Annotated in this window: 25 protein-coding genes, 1 tRNA gene and 1 pseudogene; 12 read left to right on the top strand and 15 right to left on the bottom strand. The window is 67.7% G+C overall.

Going from position 1 to position 21,656, the window contains the following annotated elements; genetic code table 11:
- Positions 1–22 precede the first annotated feature (22 nt).
- The 3 genes from ABN273_RS46755 to ABN273_RS46750 all read left to right on the top strand — a co-directional run bounded on the left by ABN273_RS46755 (position 23) and on the right by ABN273_RS46750 (position 2,432).
- The gene (locus ABN273_RS46755) at positions 23–1,357 is read left to right on the top strand and encodes a M14 family zinc carboxypeptidase (RefSeq protein WP_349456051.1); all 1,335 of its coding nucleotides are present in this window, start codon (positions 23–25) and stop codon (positions 1,355–1,357) included.
- 103 nt (positions 1,358–1,460) lie between these two features.
- Positions 1,461–1,877, top strand: a complete 417-nt coding sequence (locus ABN273_RS59895; RefSeq protein WP_502911242.1) for a PPOX class F420-dependent oxidoreductase — start codon at positions 1,461–1,463, stop codon at positions 1,875–1,877.
- A gap of 132 nt (positions 1,878–2,009) precedes the next feature.
- Complete coding sequence (locus ABN273_RS46750) at positions 2,010–2,432, top strand: hypothetical protein (RefSeq protein WP_349456050.1); 423 nt, start codon at positions 2,010–2,012, stop codon at positions 2,430–2,432.
- Between the two features lie 284 nt (positions 2,433–2,716).
- Here ABN273_RS46750 and ABN273_RS46745 read toward each other — a convergent pair whose 3' ends face one another.
- The 3 genes from ABN273_RS46745 to ABN273_RS46735 are packed head-to-tail and all read right to left on the bottom strand — an operon-like array spanning position 2,717 to position 4,212.
- Complete coding sequence (locus tag ABN273_RS46745) at positions 2,717–3,469, bottom strand: hypothetical protein (RefSeq protein WP_349456049.1); 753 nt, start codon at positions 3,467–3,469, stop codon at positions 2,717–2,719.
- Positions 3,466–3,927 carry an RNA polymerase sigma factor gene (locus tag ABN273_RS46740; RefSeq protein ID WP_349456048.1) on the bottom strand — a complete coding sequence of 154 codons (462 nt, stop codon included), beginning with the start codon at positions 3,925–3,927 and terminating at the stop codon, positions 3,466–3,468. The genes ABN273_RS46745 and ABN273_RS46740 overlap by 4 nt, the downstream gene beginning before the upstream one ends.
- Positions 3,928–3,972: 45 nt before the next feature.
- Positions 3,973–4,212 (bottom strand): recombinase, encoded by a 240-nt coding sequence (locus ABN273_RS46735; protein WP_349456047.1) that lies wholly within the window; start codon positions 4,210–4,212, stop codon positions 3,973–3,975.
- Positions 4,213–4,353: 141 nt separating this feature from the next.
- Between ABN273_RS46735 and ABN273_RS46730 the strand changes: the two genes are divergently transcribed.
- Complete coding sequence (locus ABN273_RS46730; protein WP_349456046.1) at positions 4,354–5,469, top strand: MerR family transcriptional regulator; 1,116 nt, start codon at positions 4,354–4,356, stop codon at positions 5,467–5,469.
- Positions 5,470–5,517: 48 nt separating this feature from the next.
- Here ABN273_RS46730 and ABN273_RS46725 read toward each other — a convergent pair whose 3' ends face one another.
- The 3 genes from ABN273_RS46725 to ABN273_RS46715 all read right to left on the bottom strand — a co-directional run bounded on the left by ABN273_RS46725 (position 5,518) and on the right by ABN273_RS46715 (position 8,156).
- On the bottom strand, positions 5,518–6,225 hold the full coding sequence (locus ABN273_RS46725; RefSeq protein ID WP_349456045.1) for a site-specific integrase: 708 nt from the start codon (positions 6,223–6,225) through the stop codon (positions 5,518–5,520).
- Positions 6,150–6,719, bottom strand: a complete 570-nt coding sequence (locus ABN273_RS46720) for a site-specific integrase (RefSeq protein WP_349456044.1) — start codon at positions 6,717–6,719, stop codon at positions 6,150–6,152. Before ABN273_RS46720 ends, ABN273_RS46725 begins: the two co-directional genes overlap by 76 nt.
- Positions 6,720–7,205: 486 nt before the next feature.
- A complete protein-coding gene (locus ABN273_RS46715; protein WP_349456043.1) occupies positions 7,206–8,156 on the bottom strand; it encodes an NADP-dependent oxidoreductase in 951 nt (316 codons plus the stop codon).
- Positions 8,157–8,239: 83 nt separating this feature from the next.
- On the opposite strand from ABN273_RS46715, the gene ABN273_RS46710 reads away from it, so the two are divergent.
- Together ABN273_RS46710 and ABN273_RS46705 are read left to right on the top strand one after the other, a co-directional pair.
- Positions 8,240–8,833, top strand: a complete 594-nt coding sequence (locus ABN273_RS46710; RefSeq protein WP_349456042.1) for a TetR/AcrR family transcriptional regulator — start codon at positions 8,240–8,242, stop codon at positions 8,831–8,833.
- A 28-nt stretch (positions 8,834–8,861) separates the two neighbouring features.
- On the top strand, positions 8,862–9,140 hold the full coding sequence (locus tag ABN273_RS46705) for an HAD family hydrolase (RefSeq protein ID WP_349456062.1): 279 nt from the start codon (positions 8,862–8,864) through the stop codon (positions 9,138–9,140).
- A gap of 209 nt (positions 9,141–9,349) precedes the next feature.
- Here the strand turns inward: ABN273_RS46705 and ABN273_RS46700 are convergent, their stop codons facing one another.
- Together ABN273_RS46700 and ABN273_RS46695 are read right to left on the bottom strand one after the other, a co-directional pair.
- Complete coding sequence (locus ABN273_RS46700; protein WP_349456041.1) at positions 9,350–9,664, bottom strand: zinc-binding dehydrogenase; 315 nt, start codon at positions 9,662–9,664, stop codon at positions 9,350–9,352.
- Complete coding sequence (locus ABN273_RS46695) at positions 9,652–9,816, bottom strand: hypothetical protein (RefSeq protein WP_349456040.1); 165 nt, start codon at positions 9,814–9,816, stop codon at positions 9,652–9,654. The genes ABN273_RS46700 and ABN273_RS46695 overlap by 13 nt, the downstream gene beginning before the upstream one ends.
- 214 nt (positions 9,817–10,030) lie before the next feature.
- Here ABN273_RS46695 and ABN273_RS46690 point away from each other — a divergent pair, with 214 nt between their 5' ends.
- Positions 10,031–10,390 carry a hypothetical protein gene (locus ABN273_RS46690; RefSeq protein WP_349456039.1) on the top strand — a complete coding sequence of 120 codons (360 nt, stop codon included), beginning with the start codon at positions 10,031–10,033 and terminating at the stop codon, positions 10,388–10,390.
- 105 nt (positions 10,391–10,495) lie between these two features.
- On the opposite strand, the gene ABN273_RS46685 is transcribed toward ABN273_RS46690, so the two are convergent.
- Positions 10,496–10,771 carry an ATP-binding protein gene (locus ABN273_RS46685; RefSeq protein ID WP_349456038.1) on the bottom strand — a complete coding sequence of 92 codons (276 nt, stop codon included), beginning with the start codon at positions 10,769–10,771 and terminating at the stop codon, positions 10,496–10,498.
- 320 nt (positions 10,772–11,091) lie between these two features.
- Between ABN273_RS46685 and ABN273_RS46680 the strand changes: the two genes are divergently transcribed.
- Complete coding sequence (locus ABN273_RS46680; RefSeq protein ID WP_502911241.1) at positions 11,092–13,371, top strand: rhamnogalacturonan lyase; 2,280 nt, start codon at positions 11,092–11,094, stop codon at positions 13,369–13,371.
- A gap of 383 nt (positions 13,372–13,754) precedes the next feature.
- Here ABN273_RS46680 and ABN273_RS46675 read toward each other — a convergent pair whose 3' ends face one another.
- The 3 genes from ABN273_RS46675 to ABN273_RS46665 all read right to left on the bottom strand — a co-directional run bounded on the left by ABN273_RS46675 (position 13,755) and on the right by ABN273_RS46665 (position 16,939).
- The gene (locus ABN273_RS46675) at positions 13,755–14,399 is read right to left on the bottom strand and encodes a TetR/AcrR family transcriptional regulator (RefSeq protein WP_349456037.1); all 645 of its coding nucleotides are present in this window, start codon (positions 14,397–14,399) and stop codon (positions 13,755–13,757) included.
- On the bottom strand, positions 14,396–15,220 hold the full coding sequence (locus ABN273_RS46670; RefSeq protein WP_349456036.1) for a class I SAM-dependent methyltransferase: 825 nt from the start codon (positions 15,218–15,220) through the stop codon (positions 14,396–14,398). The genes ABN273_RS46675 and ABN273_RS46670 overlap by 4 nt, the downstream gene beginning before the upstream one ends.
- Before the next feature lie 573 nt (positions 15,221–15,793).
- Positions 15,794–16,939 (bottom strand): hypothetical protein, encoded by a 1,146-nt coding sequence (locus ABN273_RS46665; RefSeq protein WP_349456035.1) that lies wholly within the window; start codon positions 16,937–16,939, stop codon positions 15,794–15,796.
- 469 nt (positions 16,940–17,408) lie between these two features.
- Between ABN273_RS46665 and ABN273_RS46660 the strand changes: the two genes are divergently transcribed.
- Positions 17,409–17,624, top strand: a complete 216-nt coding sequence (locus ABN273_RS46660; protein WP_349456034.1) for a hypothetical protein — start codon at positions 17,409–17,411, stop codon at positions 17,622–17,624.
- 35 nt (positions 17,625–17,659) lie between these two features.
- Here the strand turns inward: ABN273_RS46660 and ABN273_RS46655 are convergent.
- Positions 17,660–17,731, bottom strand: a tRNA-Arg gene (locus tag ABN273_RS46655).
- A gap of 116 nt (positions 17,732–17,847) precedes the next feature.
- On the opposite strand from ABN273_RS46655, the gene ABN273_RS46650 reads away from it, so the two are divergent.
- The 3 genes from ABN273_RS46650 to ABN273_RS46640 all read left to right on the top strand — a co-directional run bounded on the left by ABN273_RS46650 (position 17,848) and on the right by ABN273_RS46640 (position 19,632).
- Positions 17,848–18,234 carry a response regulator transcription factor gene (locus ABN273_RS46650; RefSeq protein ID WP_349456033.1) on the top strand — a complete coding sequence of 129 codons (387 nt, stop codon included), beginning with the start codon at positions 17,848–17,850 and terminating at the stop codon, positions 18,232–18,234.
- 122 nt (positions 18,235–18,356) lie between these two features.
- Entirely contained in the window at positions 18,357–18,890 is a 534-nt protein-coding gene (locus ABN273_RS46645) for a hypothetical protein (protein ID WP_349456032.1), read from the top strand.
- Between the two features lie 79 nt (positions 18,891–18,969).
- A complete protein-coding gene (locus tag ABN273_RS46640) occupies positions 18,970–19,632 on the top strand; it encodes an AIM24 family protein (protein ID WP_349456031.1) in 663 nt (220 codons plus the stop codon).
- A 113-nt stretch (positions 19,633–19,745) separates the two neighbouring features.
- Here ABN273_RS46640 and ABN273_RS46635 read toward each other — a convergent pair.
- A pseudogene (locus ABN273_RS46635) lies at positions 19,746–20,597 on the bottom strand (cellulose binding domain-containing protein); the annotation flags it as partial.
- Between the two features lie 210 nt (positions 20,598–20,807).
- Positions 20,808–21,650 carry a universal stress protein gene (locus tag ABN273_RS46630; RefSeq protein WP_349456030.1) on the bottom strand — a complete coding sequence of 281 codons (843 nt, stop codon included), beginning with the start codon at positions 21,648–21,650 and terminating at the stop codon, positions 20,808–20,810.
- Positions 21,651–21,656 lie beyond the last annotated feature (6 nt).

Genomic DNA, 21,656 nt, shown 5'->3' with positions numbered 1-21,656 from the left:
CTATTATTACCGTAATCCCATTATGAATGTTGCCGAGTACATGAGCCGCGTCCCTGAGTGTGCCGCGTTCCCATCCGTCGACGCGCTCCAGGCCGAGCTGGAGGAGCTGGCCGCCGCCCATCCCGGCCTGGTCCGGCCGCGCCGCATCGGCACCTCGCGGCTGGGCGACCCGCTGCATGCCGTGACGGTCGGCGACGGCCCAGCCGACGCGGTGGTCATCGCTGGGCCGCATCCCAACGAGCCTGTCGGGGCCTTGACCGCCCTCACGTTGACCAAACTGCTCTGTCAGCACCCACAACTGCAGGCGGAGTCAGGCTTTCGCTGGCACATCGTGGCGTGCGCGGACCCCGACGGCGCCCGCCTGAACGAAGGCTGGTACGACCGCCCCGGCGACCGCCGCGCCTACGCCGAGCACTTCTACCGCCCCGATCTGGCCGACCAGGTCGAGTGGACCTTCCCGCTGGCCGGCGAGGACTACTCCTTCGACCGCCCGTTGCCAGAAACACAGGCGCTGATGCGTCTCATGGACGAGGTACGCCCGTCGCTGGTCTACTCCCTGCACAACGGTGAGTACCAGGGCGCGTTCTTCTACATCAACCGTGAAGACCTGGCGCTCGCCGAGCAACTGGCCGCCTTGCCTGGTATGGAAGGCCTCCCGCTGCATCACGGTGAGCCGGAACTGCCTGGCGCCACGCCGATCGTCCCCGCCGTCTACTTGACCCCGCCGGGTTCGCAGGTGGGCGCGGCCTTCGGCGTCGGCGGCAGCAGCGCTGACTACGCAGCCAGATACGGCGCGCTCCACTTGGTCACCGAGGTGCCCTACTGGGCCGACGAGCGTGTGTCGGATCGAAGTCCCACCGGCCGCACCTATGGGGAGATCGCCGCCGAGGGAAACACGGCCCGGCGCGAGCTGATCGATACGCTGCAAACGAGCATGCAGGCCGTCGTCGGCGATCTGACTGTGCATTCGCCGTTCCGCCGCTCGACCGAGGGAACGCTGGAGATCTTCCGTAAGCTCGGCGAGCTGGAAGAGGCCTCGCGCGATCCCAATCGGCTGGCCACGGTCGCCGAGGAGTTCGGCAACCGTCAGATGTTGCACCTGCTGCGGCTGCGCCTGCTCGGAGTATTCCTGCGCATGCTCGACGCCGAGCTCGCCGCCGGCAACTTGGCATCAGCCATCGGCGAGCAGCGTCGCCTGCTCGCCGAACGTTTCGACCTCTGGTACGGCCTGGCCGAATCCGACTCCCCCGGCCCGCCGATCGAGATCCGCAGGCTGGTCGCGGTGCAGCTTGGTGCCGCCCTGGTCGCCGCCGCGCATACGGCCGCAGCGAACCGCCGCGCTGCCGATCGGCGCTGACCCTGTTGATGGTCCCGCTCCGCCAGAGGTGAACGCCCATTCAGGGTGCACCCTGGCATCGCACCAAAGCTCGTTGAGAAGCGCTATCTGAATCGGGAAATCCATGAAAGTCGAACAGGCCCAGAACTTCCTCCGCAATCACCATCACGCGGTGCTCAGTACGTGTCGCAAAGATGGACGCCCCCAGCTCTCACCCGCGATCGTCGCTCTCGACGGTGCCGGTCGCGTTGTGTTGAGTACGACGGAGACGCGAGCCAAGACCCGTAACCTACGGCGAGACCCCCGGGGTTCGATGTGCGTCTTCACAGACCGATTTTTCGGGCCATGGGTTCAGGTCGAGGGGCACGCAGAGGTTCTTTCACCGGACGTCGGACTGGATGCTGAGGCTCTCAAGAACCTGCACGGCGCGCTCAGCGACGAATACCCCGACTGGGAGGTATTCCTATCGAACATCCACGCTGAAGGACGCGTCGCCATCCGCTTCATAATCGAGCGCGCCAGCGGCGTCACCCAGCCATAAGGCCTCGCTGTGGTCCTGGGGAAATTTCCAATGGATTTGCCTGACCTACACTGACGCGGGCCTGTTCCGGCTGTTGATCACTTCCGCTACGGTTCGTACGGTCCTGGCCGGGTTGCGGTGTGGGGGTGGTCGATGTCGACCCGGATGTTCTCCGAGGACCAGCTGGAGCGGTTGATGCTGATCGACCAGGCCGTGTCCGCCCGGGAATCGCGGGCCAAATCAAAGACTGACGAGGCATTGATCGAACGGGCCACGGCCGGTGAGGCCTGCCGGCTGCTCCTGGGCGTGATCTTGCCGGTACCCGACGACCCGGCCATCCCCGACGAGCAGATCGGGGGGCTGCTGCGCAACCAGATCGAGATGAGCAAGCTGCGCGAGGTCGTCACCGAAGTCTGGAAGAAGCTGCCCCGCGATCACGGCCGGCTCTCGGCGCTGCACGTCTCCTACACCTCTGCGCCAGTTCACTCCCCAGGTGCTGACGGCGATCGGCTTCAAGGGCAGTACCGGCACCGCGGACCTGATGGAGGCGCTGGCCATCTTGAAACGGCTGAATGAGAGTGGCGGTCGCAAGGTGCCCGAGGGCGCCCCCACCTCGTTCATGCCGCCCCGCTATGCCGAATACCTGGCCAAGGCGCGTAAAGACGGCGCTGCGCCGATCCAGCCACCTACCTGTACACGCCCGAGCAGTGCGCGCCGCGGCGGGCGGGGTTCTGCAAGCTGGTCGGCAAGCCTGGGGATGCGGCTGAGGCGATCGACGAGGGGTGAGCAGGTGCCCGGGGGCGGACATCGGAACGATCAGGAACGACTCCAATGGCCATCATTCGCTGTAGGCAGTGGGCTTATCTTTCGGGCGGGAAGTGACGGACTCCGCCGGGTACAGCCACGCCGTGGCTGTCCAGCAGAGTGATCGTCGCCTGTGTGGCGGAGGCGGGCATGGTGAGCGCAGCGTAGCGGGGCCCGTTTGGGTCATCGGTACGAGGGAGCGTGGCGACAGTGCGTGTCGCCGCTTCCCGTGCGGTCACGCGAACGCTGTGGACGGAAGGATGAAAGGCGCCGAAGACGATCCAATCGGTGGTGTGGTCATCATCGGGCCCCAGTCGTGTCACAGCAATGTCGGCCTGGGCGGGAGAGGCGGACAGGGGGGTGGAGGTGATGCAGCCCTTGTCGTCCTCGTTCGCCTTGCCATACGCGACGATGGCTGTGTCCCACTCGGCGCCAATGATGTTCCGGCGTTTGGAGACCAACTCCACACCGGGCATCGGCTTTCCGCAGGAGTCCTGGTGGAAGGACGGCACGAGCCAGTACTGGTCCGCTCCACTTCTGCCCTGAAATAGTGCGTTCTCGGTCGGCAGCCGGTTGACGTACTCCGCGCCGACCTGAACGTAAGCGAATCCAAGCAGCGGCGCGGTGATCAACACCGTGCCCAACGCCAACGCGAAGCGCCGTCGGCGCGGAAACCGCGGTCGGCTCGGGAAAGAGGCCGCCTGTGTCTCGTCGATGTCGCCGACCGTCATGGCGACCTGGGCTAGGGTCCGCCGCAAGCGGGAGTCGAGTTCGGGCTCGATCACGAGTTCTGTTTCCCGGTTGTTCATTTCATTCCCTTCCTGAGTCGGGCGAGAGCACGCTTGAGATCCGACCGGATGGTGGCCGCAGGTCGGGAGAGGATGGAGGCGATCTCGGTCAGAGGGAGGTCTTCGTAGAAGTGCAGCACCACGACGATTCGCTGCCTCCCCGGCAGTTGCTTGACGAGGGTCCAGGTCTCGTCGATATCTGGTATCTCCGTTGTTCGCTCCCCAACGTGTCGCCCGCGCTCGCGCGCCCATCGCCGGTGAGTGCTGTTCGCCCGGTTCACCACCGCCCGCTTCAGGTACGCCAGGGGTTGCTCGATTCGGTCCCAGCGCGCGCACGCCGTCACGAAGGCTGTTTGGACGATGTCTTCGGCCTGCTCCCGTGAGCCTGTCAGCAAGAACGCCAGGCGTAGCAGCGTCGTCCGCTGGTCGCGATAGACCTGCTCAAGATCGGGCGGGTCCGCGGTTTTCAGTTCCGTCATGCCCCTCTGTCCCGTCAGGCCGCAGTAGCGTTGCACCAATCTTGTTCACGTCTGGGGCCCCTGCCTGTTGTGAATGGGAGGGAGAGGCGGGATGCCAAGGTCGACGGTGGGGCGCCGGACGAGCCGCTGCGACTCGTCTCGTTTGGCTCTCAGGAAGGTGAGCGTGAGGTCGACGCCTTCGATCTCACCAAGCCAGGCTTCGGCTTGCGCGCGTTCGCGGCGGGCGACGAGAACCGTTTCGATCTTGTTGAGACGGTCGAGCATCTTCGGGTTGACGTTCAGCATCGGGCAGCGAATGCAGGCTTCTCTGAACCAGAGCATCGCTCTGGCTTGCAGGAGTCGCGGACCGCTACCTCGTGTTCGGCCCTTGCTGCCGTGATTGAGGCTCTTGACCCTCACGTGGCGTCAGGCTGCATAGTCGGTGCCGTGGAGGATCACTGGACCGTGGGACACGTGGCCGAGCTGGCCGGCGTGAGTGTTCGCACGCTGCATCACTATGACGAGATCAGACTCGTTCGGCCGTCGGCGCGGACCGCGGCCGGGTACCGGGCCTATTCGGCGGGCGACGTGGAGCGGCTGCGGGAGGTGCTGGCCTATCGGCGGTTGGGCTTCGGGCTGCGGGAGGTCGCGGAACTGGTCGGCGACCCGTCCACCGACGCGGTCGCGCACCTGCGCCGACTGCGCGGCCTGCTGCTGGAGCGGCGTGATCGCGCTGACGCCATGGTGGCGGCCATCGACAGGGAACTTCAGGCACGGGCGAAGGGACTGAAGGTGACACCGGAGGAGCAACTGGAGATGCTCGGTGCACGGCTGTACGACGCGATCGGCAGCGCTTACACCGCGACACGGCGTACCGAGCCGCGGATCGCCGCGCAGATCTGGGACGCGCTCGGGGACGCACAGACGGTGCTGAACGTCGGGGCTGGCACCGGCTCCTACGAGCCTGCTGATCGCGACGTGACCGCGGTGGAGCCATCGGCGGTCATGCGGGGACAGCGGCCTGCCGACTCGGCGCCGTGCGTGGCCGCCGCCGCGGAGAGCCTGCCGTTCGAGGATCAGTCCTTCGACGTCGCGATGGCCGTCTCCACCGTTCACCACTGGGGGGACCCGATAGCGGGGCTGTGCGAGATGCGGCGGGTGGCCCACCGCGTGGTGGTGCTCACGTTCGACACCGACGAGCCCGGATGGCAGGACCGGTTCTGGCTTACCCGCGACTACCTGCCCGAGTTCGCCGCCGTCCTCGCAGAATTTCCCTCGCTTGCTGGGATGGTTGACGCGATCGGCGCCCGCGCTGAGCCGGTGCCCATCCCGTGGGACTGCGCTGATGGCCTGTTCGAGGCGTACTGGCGCCGACCGGCGGCGTATCTGGAGGATCACGTGCGCCGTGCGATGTCGGTGTGGACGAGGGTCGGGCCGGAGGCCGAGCAGCGGGCGGTGCGAAGCCTCAGCGACGACCTCGACTCCGGCCGGTGGGCCGAGCGCAACAGCGACCTCGCCGACCTCGACGCGGCAGATCTCGGCCTACGCCTGCTCATTGCTTGAACCGCGTCGCAACGTCAGCGTCATGGCGGCTCCTGGACGGCCCGCCGGTCAGGAGCGGCGCTGAGCGGGCATGGTGCTGTCGACGGGACCGGCGGCGCGACCCGGCATGCCCAGGTCGATCGCCCGCGAGCTCCGCTGGTCGATCCGCGCAAGCTTGTCCTCCGCTCCGGCGAGGCTGATTCGCAGACCTTCGATCTCGCCGAGCCATCCTTCGCGTTCGGCTTCGGCGATACGGGCGATGAGGTTGTCGCGGATCTCCTCCAACCGGCCGCGCTGGGCCGGGTCCGGACGGAGGAGCGAGCAACGAAGGCAAGCGTGTTCATGAACACAAGGGCTTGAAAAGGCGCGAGCGCAGGTACCGATGGACACTTTGCGTTTCTCGAAGTGCGCGAGGAATGCGTCCCATTCCTCCTCGGTGGGCGTCCGATACTCTTCGCTGGGTCGGGTGGCCCGGCGATGGGCAATGAAGGCGCGGTGAGCCTCGATCGTCTCGGCCGGGTAGATCGCCTTGTAACCCATTGTCGTATCAAGACTCTTGTGCCCGCAGATCACTTGGCCGATGTGTGGTGGCAGGCCGTTCATGATGGCGTCGGTCACGAAGATCCTGCGGAAGTCGTGCGGGGAGAAGATGAGCGGTTCGCCGGCGGCATCGGTCAGGCCGGTGGCGACCAGCGCGTTGATCAGAAGCTTGCGGAGCGCGGTCGGGGTGAAAGTGCGGTGTTCGGTGCCGATATCGCGCTGGAACAGCAGCGGCATCGGCGGGTTCCAGACCCGTTCGTGGACGTGTCGTAGGAGGTCACCAGCGGGATCGCGCCGCTTCTTCCTCGCAGGCGGCGGATGATGGTGGAAAGGATGTCCGCCAGTTCCGGGCTGACCAGCAGGAGCCGTTCGCTGTCCGTCTTGGACGGGGCGACCTGCAGCAGCGGCACGACTTCGCCGGTGGTCGGGAGCCGGTATTCAGTGATGCTGTGGTGGGTCAGCTCCAGGAGCTCCTCATTGCGGATGCCGGTCAGGCGCAGGATCTCGATAGCGGCGAAGGCCCAGAAGGCTTCGGTCTCCTCATAGGTGAGGTTCCGCCGCCCGGTCGAGGTCTCCTCGGCCCAGATCAGGTGCCCGGCGGCCCTGGGCGCGACAGCTCTGCGCAGCGCTCCAGCGGTGTCCGGGATCAGATCCCCGGGCCAGGTGCGCTCGGCAGCAGCAAGCAGTTCAGCCGCGGCGCGTCGCCTGCGATCGACGGTGTCGGCCAGCACCGGCAGGACGGGAAGCCGTTCGCGGGTGCGCTGGTCCATCCGGGCCTTTCGATGTTTGCGATCCTTGGCCCTACTGATCTCCTCGTCGCTGACCGGGCAGGGCACCACCCACGGCGCCCAGCGGGTCGGCTCTTCCGCAGCCCAATGGACGATGTCCAGATAGAAGGCGCGGACGCGGATGACGCCGCTTGGACGCGGTCGCTCGCGGCTTGATCGTCAGCTGAATCCAGCAGCTGAAATCCCGAGCGTCCACGCGCGTCGCTCGATCCCACGGCACCTCGACCGCGTGCAGGAACCTTCTCTGCACTACGCAAGGCGACACGCCGACGAGGCAGAGTCGCAGGCACGCGGCTGGCCTCGAGGGTCGCCGTAGTATCCCCCTGGGCGTCATGCGGGCACCCAATCGCGCGAAGCGATCTGGCACGCACCCGCGGCCCCCTCGTCCGGGGTCCGTCTCGCCTACCAGGCTGGCGGGGTGATCACAGCTCACAGGACGAGGATGAGCTTGCCGCCGGGTCGGCGGGATTGGCTGAGTTCGGCCGCTTCCTGGATCTGGTCGAGCGTGTAGGTGCGGGCGACTGGTACGACCAGGATGCCTTCGCCGGCGAGCCGGGCGAACTCGTCCATCCGGTCGTAGCGCATCTCGGTGGTGATCCGGGCGCCCAGATCGGCTGCGGCGGCGAAGTCCGAGACAGTGAGGACACGGTCGGGGTCACCGGTCAGCTTGATCAGGGTCGGCAGTGAGCCGCCGGCCGGAACAGGCTGGTCGGCGCGGTCGATCCGGCCGCCAGTCGGCACCGTGTCCAGGGCGCGGTCGACGTGGCCTCCGGACAGTGTCCTGATGCGTTCGGCCATGCCGTCGCCGTAAGCGGTGACCTGGGCGCCGATCTCTTCCAGTGCTGCTGCACGGGTCTGCCCAGCGGTGGCCATTACCCGAATACCACGGTGCAGTGCGAAGCGCACCGCCGCTTCGCCCACGGTGCTGCCCGCGCCGTGGACGAGCAGCACCTCGCCCGGCTGGACCCCGAGGTCGTCGAGCGCGCGCCACGCCGTCTCGGCCGCCATCGGCAGCGCGGCGGCCTGCTCGGTGGTGACTCCTTCGGGGATGCGTGCCCAGGCCGGCATCAGCGCGTACTCGGCAGCACCGGCCGTCGGACCGTCGAAGGTGGCCGGGCCGAACACGCGTTCACCGATCCGGACTCCGCTGACGCCCGCACCGAGCGCGTCGACGGTGCCCGCGATCTCGAGGCCGAGCCCGCGCGGCAGCGGCGGCAGATGATCGGCGAGCAGACCGTCGACGAGGTGCCAGTCGGCCGGTGTCAGGCCGCACGCCCGCACGGCGATCCGGATCTGGCCAGGTTCCGGCTCCGGCCGAGGGACGTCACGGAGCTCAATCACGTCCGGGGAGCCGAACCGATCGAATTGAAGAGCCTTCATGGCGCCTCTCCTGTGATGACAGCATCTGTTGTCGTCTATCCTAGCATCGTGACAACAGATGCTGTTGTCGTACGCTGGTGCGTATGCCTAGATGGGAATCCGACGCACAGGGCCGGCTCGAGCGCGCGGCACTCGAGTTGTTCGAGTCGCAGGGATTCGAGCGCACCTCGGTCGCGCAGATCGCTGGCGCCGCCGGCCTGAAGGAGCGCTCGTTTTACCGCTACTTCCCCGACAAGCGGGAAGTCCTCTTCGCCGGCGACGAGCTCGAGGCGCACCTCGTCGCCCAGGTCGAGGCGGCCAACCCGGGCCTCACACCGATCGAGGTGCTGCTGAGCGCGCTGGGAACCGCTGAGGAGATCTTTCGCCCGCGCGAGTTCCTGTTGCGCCGGGGCAGAGTGATCGCCGCCAATCCGGCACTGGCCGAGCGCGAGCTGATCAAGCTCGCCGACATCGCCGACGCGCTGGCGCCGGCGATCGAGCGCCGCGGCGTTGAGCCCGGCAAGGCACGCTTCATCATCGACGTGGTGCTGGCGATCCACCGGCGCGCCATGCCCCGCTGGCTGGCCGAGCCGGACACCACCCTTTCCCAGCTCATGGCCCAGGCCGTCGCCGAGCTTCGCGAGGCGGTCATGCCGTCGGCTCCGACGACCCGCCGCCAAGGAAAGCCTCTCGACTGAGCCGTCCCGCAAACGATCGAGCGCGGACCTGTCCGACGACAAGGTCGCCGCAGTCCGTGATCTGGAAGCCGGCGGGCAGCGGGTCGCGATGGTCGGCGACGGCATCAACGACGCCCCGGCCCTGGCCGCCGTCACACACCGGGGTCGCCATAGGCGGCGCCGGCTCCGACCTGACCCTGCAAAACGCCGACGCCGTCGTCGTCGACGGAAGTCCTGCTGGCGTTTCGTGATCAGTGGGAGGCCGTCGAGGATCGATTGTTCTCGTGGCCCGCCTGGGATGCCGCTTGTGTGCTGCTCGGATTCGTGAGCGATGACTTCTTCGGCGATGTGCGCGCCTTCGGGGGATCAAGCAGGGAGTCGTGCCGGCCGGGTACGAGGCTGACCCCGAGGACCCGCCCTATGGCGTTGGGCCGCTCGCGTGGGCCAGCGGCCCGAGGGATGGTGGGTGGACCGTCGTCGGCGACCGGTCCCGGCGACCGGTCCCGGCAACCGACCGGGCTGGGCCGGCGGGCGGTGTCAGTCGGCGATCTTGATGACGATCTTGCCGCGGGCCCTGCCGGCGGCGATGGTGGCCAGGCCGTCAGCGGCCTGATCCAGCGGCAGAACCGTGGTGACGTCGACCTTCAGCGTGCCGGCGGCCGCCTGGTCGGCCAGTGGGGCGGTGACCTCGCGCACCGGGCCGGCCATGACGTTCGTGCCGGTCAGGCCGACGGCAGCGAGGGCCTGCTCGTCGGCGGCGTCCAGCGTGGTGGAGACCTTGCCGCCCTTGCGCACGACCGACAACGGCAGCGCGTCGGCGGAGTAGGAGACCAGGCCGATCAGAGCGTCCACGCCGTTCGGGTGGGCGGCAACGCTGCGGCCGGCTCCGGCTCCAGCGCGGTGGCCAGCGCGCCCCGCCCATGCACCGCGGCCACCACCACCTCGCCACCGGCCGCGTCGCCGGCACCGTCTCTTGAACGGTCCGTCCACTTTGTGGAAGACAAATCTACGTGGTGAATACCCGATGCACCGAATCCGACGAGCGCCACTGGGACATTTTCAATGTCCGCCAAATGACCGGTAACTGCCCTGGATCGATGTATTCGAATGCTGAAGCATCGTGTGCAGCTCGGCATCGTCGAACCACCATTCGGACAACCCACGGAGGTTCCCTTGGAAACAAGAACGAGACACCGTCGCCCTGTCCGTCGGCGCCTGATGGGTGTGACACTCAGCGTTCTCTGCGCCGGCATCGTCACGGCCGTTGTCGCATCACCCGCATCGGCCGGCAGAAACGGCAACATGTGGATCGGCGTGAATACCGACCCGGTCGGCACCGCTCGGGTCTCCGTCCAGCAAGTCGCCGGAGTCAGTGGTACCTACCACATAGACATCTGGTACGCGGCGACCGGGGCGCGCTACGGCGGGACCGGTGACTACTACTACAACGGCGGCACCAGGGAATTCCTGAAGGGCCGGAAATCAGAGGTCGCCGGTAAGCGGCTCTGCGCCCAGCTCTGGTATCACAAGCCCGGCGGCGGTTATGAGTCGCAAGGCCTTCCCTGCCACGATTACTGATACCGACAACGTTGAACAGCCCGCCGGAGACGCACGCCGGCGGGCTGTTCAACGTCTGGGCCATCGTTATCTGGGGTGGTCAAGCGAACTAGCCGGTCGGCCGCTTTACGGCCGTTGACTCGGGCTTTCGCGGTGAATTTCGCGCGAGTGGATGTGCCCAGTCAGCGCCAGTGACGTCTTGCCGACGCCGGCCGTGCCGGAGACGACGCAGATCCTCGTCCCTCCCGTGTCCGCGTCGAGCTGACGGTCCAGCTCCGCCAGCGAGTCGGTACGCCCCGCGAACGGGGACACGCCGACCGGCCGTTGCCGTGGCGGCGGCGGGGACGAAGCAGTCGCCTCGAATGCCGCCGGCTCAGACTCCCGGGCCGTGGAACCGTTCACCGCCCGAGCTCCGCCTGGGCTGCGGCGGCGAGCGCCTTGTGTTCCCGCGGGTCCAGCCCGAGGACCTCGGCCAGCAGCCGTAGCGACGCGCTCCGGGGCCGCTCCACGGCATCCCTTCGGGCCTGCCCAAGCGAACCCCGGTGCGCAACCGAGTCGACCCGCTTTCGACCCCAACGGCAAGCTGACGTCGACGGCACTGCACGTCCTGCAACAAGAGACCAGGTCTACCGACCAAGGCCTTGACGCAGAAATGTTAACGTTCATACTCTTCGGTCGATTATATCGTTTCAACGCCAACGGCGCCCCCGAGGAGCACACCCATGCGCCACTTACGGTTAGCCCTCCTGATCCTGGCCACCCTCGTGTGCGCCCTCCCGGCCACCCCCGCCATCGCGGACGTCCGCATCAAGATGGAGCGTCTCGACCGAGGTCTGGTCGCCGCCACCGCTCCCAACGGCGTCTTCCTGAGCTGGCGTCTTCTCGGCACCGAAGTGACCGGAAGCGGCAGCGGCGGCATGGTCGGCCCAGACTTCCGCGTCTATCGCGACGGCCGCCCGATCGCCACGGTCACCGGCAGCACGAATTACCTCGATCCCACGGGAACCCCCAGCTCCCGCTACCGCGTGGCACCGATAGCACGCGGCAAGGAAGGGCGTCCCAGCGCCACGATCCGGCCTTGGAGTGAATCGTTTTATAACGTACCGCTGCGCAAACCAGCCGACGGCGTCACACCGGCTGGCGAGGCCTACACCTACGCCGCCAACGACATGAGCGTCGGCGACGTGGACGGTGACGGGCAGTACGAACTCGTCGTCAAGTGGGAGCCCTCCAACGCCAAGGACGTCTCCCAGCGCGGCTACACCGGTCCGACGTACCTGGACACCTACACGCTCGAGGGCAGGCTGCTGTGGCGGCTGGACCTGGGCGTCAACATCAGGTCGGGCGCTCACTACACGCAGTTCCTCGTCTACGACTTCGACGGCGACGGCCGCTCGGAACTGATGCTCAAGACGGCGCCGGGCACCAGGCAGATCCACTACGATCCCGCCGGAAACGTGATCAGCGAGCGCTACATCACCATGCCCGAGCGCGACGTCAAGGCGGGCTACTCGCACACCGACGACTACCGGCTGAGCGCCGCCGGCTACTTCGAGCACGTCGTCGAGATGTTCATGAAGTGGCACGAGCACCCCGAGGTGGTCGCCGGGCGCTGGCCTGCCACGCTGGAGCAGGCCTTCGGCATCGCGCCCACGCACAGCTACCCGCTCTCCCGCGAGTCCGCGGTCGAGCTTGCCACCTACTTCGTCGACGTCTACGCACCCGCTCGCAGCGGCAACAACCGCCTGCGGGAATTCGCCGGGTTCGTTCTCACCGGCCCCGAGTACCTGTCGGTGTTCGACGGCGCCACCGGCAGGGAGTTCCAGACGATCCCCTACAAGCCGGGACGCGGCGACGACGGGCTCCTGTGGGGCGACTACGCCATGGCCCGCATCGAGCCCGGCAACCGCGTCGACCGCTTCCTGTCCTCGGTGGCCTACCTCGACGGCAAACGCCCGTCAGCGGTCTTCGCCCGCGGTTACTACACCCGCACCACCCTGGTCGCCTACGACTGGAACGGTCGCAAGCTCAAGCAGCGCTGGTTCGTCGACAGCGGCCACGCCCCGATGGCCAACCCCTTCAACGCCGGCCCGCACGGCGTCGACGGCGGCAACCCCGCCTACGCCACCCTCACCACCCAGGGCTTCCACTCGATGAGCGTCGCCGACGTGGACGGCGACGGCAAGCAGGAGATCGTGTACGGCGCGGCCACCATCGACGACGACGGCAGCCTGCTGTACTCCTCCTTCGACGTGGCCCCGCCGGAGAGCAACGTCCCGGGCCAGAACGTCCGGCTCGGCCACGGCGACGCAATGCACGTCGGCGACCTCGACCCGGACCGGCCCGGCCTGGAGATCTGGACCGTGCACGAGGGCGGAGCCTGGGCGCCGTACGGCTGGGCCATGCGGGACGCCGCCACCGGCAAGGTGCTCTTCGGCGACTACAGCGGGCGAGACACCGGGCGCGGGATGGTCGGCGACATCGATCCCGCGATCCGCGGCCTGGAGGCATGGTCCTCGATGCCTCCCAATCAGGAGATCGTCTCCGGCCTTTGGTCGGTCCGTGGCGACCATCTGGGCCGCGTCACACCCGGCACGAACCAGAGCATTCGCTGGGCGGCCGACATGACCACCCAGCTCATCAACGGCACAGCCACCACCGTGCTCCAGACCCCCACGGTCGACGACTGGAAGCGCGGCACGCTACTCACCGCCACCGGCACACTCGCCAACAACTGGACCAAGGGCAACCCGGGCCTGGTCGCCGACATCTTCGGCGACTGGCGCGAGGAGCTGATCGTCCGCACCGCCGACAGCGACGCGGCCCGCATCTACCTCAGCACCGAGGTGACCGACCGCAAGCTCTACACCCTGATGCACGATCCGCAATACCGCGTCGAGGTGGCCAGGCAGCAGACGGGCTACAACCAGCCCGCCTACCCCAGCTTCTACCTCGCCTCCGACCTCGACTGGTCCAAGGTCCCGATCCCCAAGATCCGCTGACCTGGACGTTTCTCCCGTACTTGCCACCGGCGCGCAGAGGGCGTTGGCGATCCGCCCCGGAGACACACCCTCGGGCGGATGAGATGAGGCGTCGAACAGGAAACCCCAGCTTGGATCCACCGAGCTGGGGTTTCTCGCTGGCGCCAGGGGCTCGAACCCCGGACTCGCTGATCAGCGGGGCAGGACTGGCAGGAACACGCACCGGGCCGCCGCCGGCACAGGTACGCACCGATTCGCCTCCGCCCTGGCAGAGCTGCTCAGCGGCGCGGTCGTCGCCGCGGGTCCACGCCGCGATTGTGCGGTGCACTTTGCCAGTGCCCCACCTGGCTGTGCGGTGGCGGCGAAGTGACGCCTCCACCGCCCTCACCGGGAGAACATTGCCTTCAAGGCTCTTGCCTCGGAGCATGCGTGATGCCGTGGAGGCATGTTGCGACGAGTTGATCGACGAAGCCCGACGGGATCTCGATGTCGGCCGCGGAGTTGCCCGTGAAGAGGTGGGGCAGGATGAGTTCGTGGCACGCCCCGACGATCATTGTGGCGGCGGCACCGGGATGCGCTTCGAGGCTGAGGCGGCCCAGGGCCTGCTCGGCTCCGAGGTAGGCGGCCAGTTCGGCGCGCAGGCCGCGACCCTGGCCCACGGGGTTGTCCAGCGCCGCGAAGCGGGCGAGAACGGCGGGCTGCGCCATCAGGCCGGCGAAGGCCGGCAGGATCGCCAGGTGAAGCCTTACGCCGTACGTGACGTAAGCGCGCAGATTGGCCTCCAGATCGCCGTGCCCCGCGCGGGTCGGCAGCGGGGGGAGGCTCTGTTGGACCGTCCGGACGTGCGCATGCAGCGCCAGGGCGAGCAGTTCCTCCTTGTCGGCGAAGTGGTTGTACAGCACCCCGTCGGCCACCTGGGCCTCGCGGGCGATCGCCCGGACCGTCAGATTGGCGGCGCCGTGCCGGGCGAGCAGGCGTTCGGCGGTCGCGACGAGATGATCGCGCAGCGTCTGGCCCTCCCCCAGAGCGGCGGCCTTGCGGGCGTTCACGGGCGGGTCGCGGTGATCAGGTAGGCGGCGCCGCGCAGCCGTACGGCATCAGCCTGCTCGTAGGGGCGAAGAGCGTCGACGAGCGCAGCGCGGGCCCGGGATGCGGCCACAGGATCGGTCCGATTGAGCAGGAACCGGACGGGTCCCCAGGCGGCGAGGAAGTCGGCGGCATCCTGGGCGTCTTTGCCCCATACCTGCTGTGCCTCGACGGGACTCGCCGTCACGCCGGTGAAGCCCGCCGCGGTGAACACCTCACGGATCCGGCCCGGATCCGACAGCGAGGTCGGCCCGTCTCCGTCCGATACAGGCTCGGGCGTCGGCAGGTGGCCGGCCATGGCGGTGAACACGGGGCCGAGGTCATTGTCGGCCATGCCGCGCAGGCTCAGGAATGCCACGCGACCGCCTGGCCGCAGGGCGCGGGCGATGTTGGCGAAGGCGGCCACCGGATCGGCGAAGAACATGATCCCGAATCGGCTGATGGCCAGGTCGTACGAGTCGGCGGGAAAGGGGTGAACTTGGGCGTCGCCCTGCTCGAAGTCGATGTTGACGACTCCCTCATCGGCCGCGGCGGCGCGGGCCCTGCCCAGCATTGGCGCCGACAGGTCGACACCGGTGACGTGCCCGGCGCGCCGGGCAGCCAGCCTGCTCACCTGACCGTTGCCGCACCCCACGTCGAGCATCCGGTCCCCGTCCCTGACGCTCTGCAGCAAGTAGTCGTTGAACCCGCTGTTCACGGCGTCGTACCGATCATGGTGGTCGGCCCAGTGATTGCCCTCGTAGCCGTTCCACGCCTCGGCTTGGTGCGTGTTGACGATAGTCATGCCGCTCCTTATGAACGGACGTTCATGAACACTTGTTCATGATGATGGACGACCGACCCCCCGTCAACCGCCTCGTACGACGCTGGGCAGCAGCCTTCGTGGCAACGTATGCGGGGATCGCAGCGGCCGGGGTCGAGGCATGCGTCAGCGGCTCCAGCCTTGGCTGCCCGACCTGACCACATACACGCCGGACAAACTTCTCGCCGACCCGCGAGACGGCGTGGGTGTCCGGCCAGTGCCGCGACTACGCCAACCGCTACGCTCCGTGCCACGCCCGCTGGACCGGCGCCGGCCGGTAGGGCGGCACCCTAGAATCCGACCGGCCCATCAGCGACGCGGTCGCCCTGGACGACGGCCAAGTGTGGGCAATCCCGCAGCCGGAGCACAACGACAAGGGCCGCGTCTTCCACTGGGACGGGGCTCGTGGCAGGAGACGGCACTGCCGTTCGAGCCGCAGGCGGTCGGCGCCAGTGAGCGCGGCGGCGTCTGGGACGTCGGCGAGGAACCGGGCCAGGGGAGAAGCAGCCGGAGTCGCACGAGCGAATGCATGTCACCTATGAGGGAGAGGGCTGATCAGCCCAGCGCCGCATCCAGCTCCTCCCAGTAGCCGTCCTGGAGTTTCCCGTCCTGGTACCAGCTCACTGCCGGGCTGGCATCGATGCCTCCATCAGACCCGCGGTCCAGCCCGTCCGGGAGCATCTTGTGCGCTTCGGCGATATACAGGTTCACCTCTCGGAGGTAGTCGCGGGCCCGGTCGTGGGCCCCGCCCCCCGAGGGCCACATCCAGTTGGGCAGGTCGTCGTCGATCTCCATGTCGCCGAGCTTGACGGTGCTCTCGAACTCCGCCTGTTTCTGCATTAATATGCCGGAGAGCCAGGACAATGCCTGGCCGGTTTTCCCGCAGGCGTACGCGAGGACACGCGCGTCCGCATGAATCGTACGCAGGTACGCGTGCGCGTACTCCGACGTCCGTCCCGGCCAGGCGTCCGAGAACTGCCGGGCGCGGTCCTCGACGGTCTGCTGGAAGTCGACGAACAGGCGGGCGAGGTCGGAGCAGAGCGTGCCCCGCTGGCTCATCGCGTTCCAGTCGCAACTGTCCAGGAAGAACTTGACAGCCGGCGCGTCGTGCTGTGAGACGTCCTCCTCGACCCAGCGTTCCTTTGTCCACAAGGTCATAGGCCCGCCGTCCTGCCGGTCGATGAGCTCATCCGTCGTCGAGCTGTGCGAGTCGAAGAGCCCTTCCGCTCTGTCGTAGTTGACACCGCTGGCCAAGGCGAGGGAGCCGATGTTGGAGTAGTTGCGGTAGAGGACGAAGGCTGTGTCCCTGATCGCGTCCCCCAAGCCCCCATAGCCCCTGACCGCGCCGCCGAGGTTGTTGCCCAGCTGCACCATGGAATCCCACTTCAAGAAGTTCGCGGTGTTACTGAAGAACCCGTGGTTCATCGTGAAGTCCCCGGGCTCCCAGTTGACCAGGTTCCGCAGCGCATCGATCTGGTCCGGAAGGAGTACAGGCAGCTTCCAGCCACCGCGGACGTCTTGGCCGTGCAGGTCCTCGCCCAGCTTCAGAGTCATGCCGGCGTCGTCCTGCATCTCCAGGCCGATCTTCTTCAGCTTCGTGCGGTCGACCTCAATGTCGTGGACGGACGGCCACGAGCGGGACAGCTCCGGTTCCCCTGACCAGCCGGACCATGGTTGGGAGGGGACAGGTTCGCGGGCCATGCTGCGTCGCTTTCACGCGAAGGGGTGTGGCAAAACGATCAACATGTTAGTACCCCCGCATCGGCGATGAAGGTGAGAGTCGATCTGCCGTCCCCGCTTGGAGAAAGATTCACGTCCTGGACCTGTGGAAGCCACGTATTAGACACCTTCTGGACATCCCATCTGCGGGACGACGTCGAAGCACTCTCGGCAGCTCTGCCGAGCCGGTGGCTGCCGCCCGCGGAGCGTGGCGGCATGACCAGCACATGGGAAACACCGGTAGCGGTGGGCACGCGCGGCCCTACTGGCGATTCCCGCCCACGCCCGGTCAACATCTACACGTCGTCGCCATGCCGCCCGGCTCCCGGCAGTCCCCGGCGTTTCCCGCCATCGTCGTGCCCCTGCTGGCCGCTGTCGCCCCCGAGGCCCTCGCAGACGCCCAGAGCACCGCCCTGGCCGCATTCGACGCCATGGGGGCAAGACCCTGGCGTTGCCGCGGCCCGCACCTCGCACGAACGGCCGGCTGCACCACCTCGGCATCGGCCGAACCCACGCCCGAACCCACGTCATCCTGCTCGTCGACGACTTGCACGTCCGCATCGTCAACGCCATCACCGGGGAACTCCTGCGCGAACTGATCCTCGATCCCACCCGCGACTACCAACCCCAGGCAAACCCCAACAAGACGAAACCCCCGAACCCGTAGGTTCGAGGGTTTCCGATGTCCCGAGACATCACGTGTGCCCCCTGCAGGATTCGAACCTGCGCACCCGGCTCCGGAGGCCGGTGCTCTATCCCCTGAGCTAAGGGGGCTCAACGAGTGATAAGGCTATCAGCATCGCGACACCACTCGGCACAGGATAAAGCTCCTTGTACGCATCCCGCGAAAACCGCACGTGACGGCCCTGCTACAGGTTAACTTTGCGGCCGTGGGCGAGGTTCTTGGGAAAGTACTGGTCGTCGACGACGACGAGGTCATCCGTCAGCTCATCGCGGTCAATCTGAACCTGGAGGGGTTCGAGGTCGCGACCGCCACCGATGGGCAGGACTGCCTTGATCGCGTGCTCGACGTCATGCCGGATGTGATCACGCTGGACGTGATGATGCCGTGCCTGGATGGATGGGCGACGGCGGAGAAGTTGCGCACTGAGGAGGCCACCAGCCATATCAAGGTCGTGTTGATCACAGCCCGGGCGCAGGACGACGACAGGAGGCGGGGGCTGGGGATCGGGGTGGACGCCTATCTGACCAAGCCGTTTGATCCGGCTGAGCTGATTCAGGTCGTGCGGGATCTGGCAGCCCGCGGGCAGGGCTGAGGGGCGGGTCGGCACTCCTGCCGACTGGTTCGGGTGTCGACACCGGCCGGTGTCCCAGGGATCACCGGGCTGCGCGCCAAAGGGCCCCGGCAGAGGGTGCCGTGGCCTCGTGAAGGTGGGTGGTGGGTGTGGATGCGCGGCTTGAGCGGGCCAAGGCGTTGTACGAGCGGGCCGTTTTCGGCGGTGACGTGGGCGGGTTGGAGGTCGCCGACCGGGAGTTGAACGGCCTGGAGGCCGATCTGGCGCTGGCTCGCGGTCGCGTCGCGCATGCGCGGTTTCTCGACGGGCAAGGCGAGGACGCGGAAGAGATGGCCCTGTTCGAGCGGGCGGTTCTCGAGCGCTCCCATGAGCTCGCGACCCGGGCCGGCGACAAGCTGACGCTCTCGTACGTCCTGCGCCACCTCGGCATCGCCGAGCACGTCGCCGGGCGGTTGCAGGCGGCGCGGGAACGGCTGGAGGAATCCGTACGACTGCGCAGAGAGATCGGGTTCCCGGCCGGTGTGGCGGCTAATCTGGTGGGGCTGGCCTATATCGCTGTTGCGGAAGGTCGGCGTGATGACGCCGTGGCGGTGCTGGACGAGGCAGGTGAGCTTGCCGGGGCCAGTGGTGCCGCGGGCGTGCTGCGGACGATCGAAGAGGCGCGGGCGCAGTTGTAGCGGATTCTTTTGACGCGCTGCCGCCGAATTCTTTACGTACGCTGGCCGTACCGCTGGTCTGAACGCAGAAAGGTCTAACGTGCGCAGCTCTGTTTTCGGCAATCTCGACTCCCAGTCGCTGCCCCCGGGATTCGCCCTCCAGAACAACAAGATGCTCAGAGTTCAGCTGCCGCACGAAGTCCTGGCCAAGCAGGGCTCCATGGTCGCCTTCCAGGGGCAGATGGACTTCGACTACGAAGGCGGAGGCCTCGGCAAGCTGTTCAAGAAGGCCGTGACGGGCGAGGGCGCGGCGCTCATGCGCGTGCGTGGCGAAGGGCTGCTCTACCTCGCGGACAATGCCGACGACATTCACCTGTTCTATCTGGAGAACGAGGGGATCACCGTCAACGGGCGCAACCTGCTGGCGTTCCAGCCGCAGCTCACCTGGGACATCCAGCGCGTGCAGGGCGCCGGGATCGCGGCGGGCGGGCTGTTCAACACCACGGTCACCGGGACCGGGTGGGTGGCGGTGACCACGCACGGCACGCCGGTGCTGCTCGACACCGCCCGCATGCCCACGTACGCCGACGGCCAGTCCGCGGTGTGCTGGAGCACCGGGCTGCATGTCGGCGTCAACCGGACGATGAAGGCGGGGGCGCTCATCGGGCGCGGCAGCGGGGAGGCCATGCAGCTGACGTTCAACGGGCAGGGGTTCGTGCTGGTCCAGGCCAGCGAAGGGGCGCCCATCGTCACCGGCCAATGAGCGCCCCGCGCGGCCCGGCGGAGGTCAGGAGCAGGTCGGCGTGGGAACGGCGTTCGTGCCGCGGAGGCGATGAAGCCGAACGTCGTCGAGGCCCCGGGCGTCAGCGAGCCGTTCCAGCCCACATTGCGCACGGTCACCGAAGAGCCGCTCGTGCTCAGCGTGCCGTTCCAGAGCTGACTGATCTGCTGCCCGTTCGCGAACGTCCACTGCACCGTCCACCCGTCCAGGGCCGCGGCGCCGGCGTTCTTGACGGTGACCTCGCCCTGGAAGCCGTTCTGCCACTGGTTGGCGATCTTGTACGTGGCCGTGCAACCGCCCCCTGGAACGGTTGGCGTAACGGTAGGCGTGACCGTCGGCGTGGAGGTGCCCGGCAGGGCGCTCACCAGGGCCGGGTACCACTTGTCGGACATCTTCTGGTCCCCTGCGGCGTTCGGGTGCACGCCGTCGTAGGTGTCCGCGCTCGTGCTGAATCCCGTCCACTGGTCGACCACCGTGATCGGTGACTGCTGGGTGGTGGTCGCGGCGGCCCAGGCCGGGATGGCGTTGTTGAAGTTCACGGCGCGCTGGCCGCAGTCGGCGCAGTTGGACGGGTTCATGGGGATGATCTTGGCGACGATGATCTTCATGTTGGGGTTGCTGGCCCGCATCTGGTTGACGAGCGTCGTGAACGCGCTGAGGATCGTCGCCGGCGCGATGTTGCTCCACACGTCGTTCGTGCCGAGGTGCATCAGGACGATGTCGGGTCTGGTCGCGGAGAGCCAGCCGGGCAGCTGGTTCTGGTTGGCGATGTTGGTGGCCAGACAGCCGCCGTGGCCCTCGTTGTCGCCGTCGTGCGAGACGCCGCAGCCCTGCGTGGGGAGCGTGCCGACGAAGTCGATGTTGGTGTAGCCGGTGCTCTGGAGCCGGTTCCAGAGCAGGGCCCGCCAGCAGCCGGGGGATCCGGTGATCGAGTCACCCAGGGGCATGATCCTGGTGGCGGCGGCGCCGCTGGCCTGCGTGGTCATCGCGAATAACACCGCCGCGGCCAATGCCAGCATCGCCGCCAGCAAAGTGCTGGTCCTGCGCATCGTCTGCTCTCCCGTCGTAGCCTGCGCAGATCGTAAAAAGCGCTCCTACGACGGGAAAGGCGACTCGGTACGCACAGGCCGATGACCTGCGAAGACGCCGTGTAACTTTCAGGCCCGTCCCCGGCGGACCACCACCAGCGGGCAGGGCGCGTGGTGGAGCATGGCCTGGCTGATCGAGCCCATGAGCATCCCGGCGAGCTGGCTGTGCCCGTGCGAGCCGACCACCAGCAGGTCCGATCCCTTCGCCGCCTCCCTCAGCACCTCGACGGGATGGCCATGTACGACCTCCGTCACCACGTCAACCCCGGGATGCCGATCCCGGTACCCGGCCAGCAACTCGTTCATTTCCCGCAGCGCGTCCCGCTCGCTGTCGGGGTCGGCGGGCTCGAAACCGCTCGGATGCGGCCAGGCCCACGCGTGTACGGCGCGGAGCCGCGCACTGCGCAATTCTGACTCAGTGAAGGCGAAGGCGATCGCCGGCCGGGCTCCTGGAGAGCCGTCGACCCCGACCACGACCTCGCCCTGCGGCGTCGAAGGGCGCTCGCGTACCAGGACCACGTCCGTGACTGCGTGCGCGGCCACCCCGTACGCGACGGAGCCCACCAGCAGCCCGCGCATGCCGCCGATCCCCCGGCTGCCGACGACCAGCAGCTCGGCTTCCTCCGCGGCCTTGACCAGGGCGGATCGGGGGTCACCCGGCAGCAGGAGGGTCTCGACGGTGATCTCGGGCCGCTCGCGGAGCGCCCTGTCCCGCGCCGAGACGAGCACCGTCTTCGCACCCTCGCGCATCCACCGGCCCACCTCGGCGTAGCGGCCGTGGGTCTCCTCGCAAACCCACTTCGGAACGGCGTGCGCCACGGTCAGCGGCGCGCGACGTAGCGCCGCTTCCGTGGCGGCCCAGCCGGCGGCGTCCAGCCCCGTGCGCGAGCCGTCGACGCCAACGATGATCATGGAACT

It is taken from the genome of Nonomuraea sp. B19D2 (assembly GCF_040137845.1).
In the GTDB taxonomy this organism is placed as follows: domain Bacteria; phylum Actinomycetota; class Actinomycetes; order Streptosporangiales; family Streptosporangiaceae; genus Nonomuraea.
Note: the sequence above shows the minus strand (reverse complement) of the source record. Positions and strands in the feature narration are given on the sequence as shown.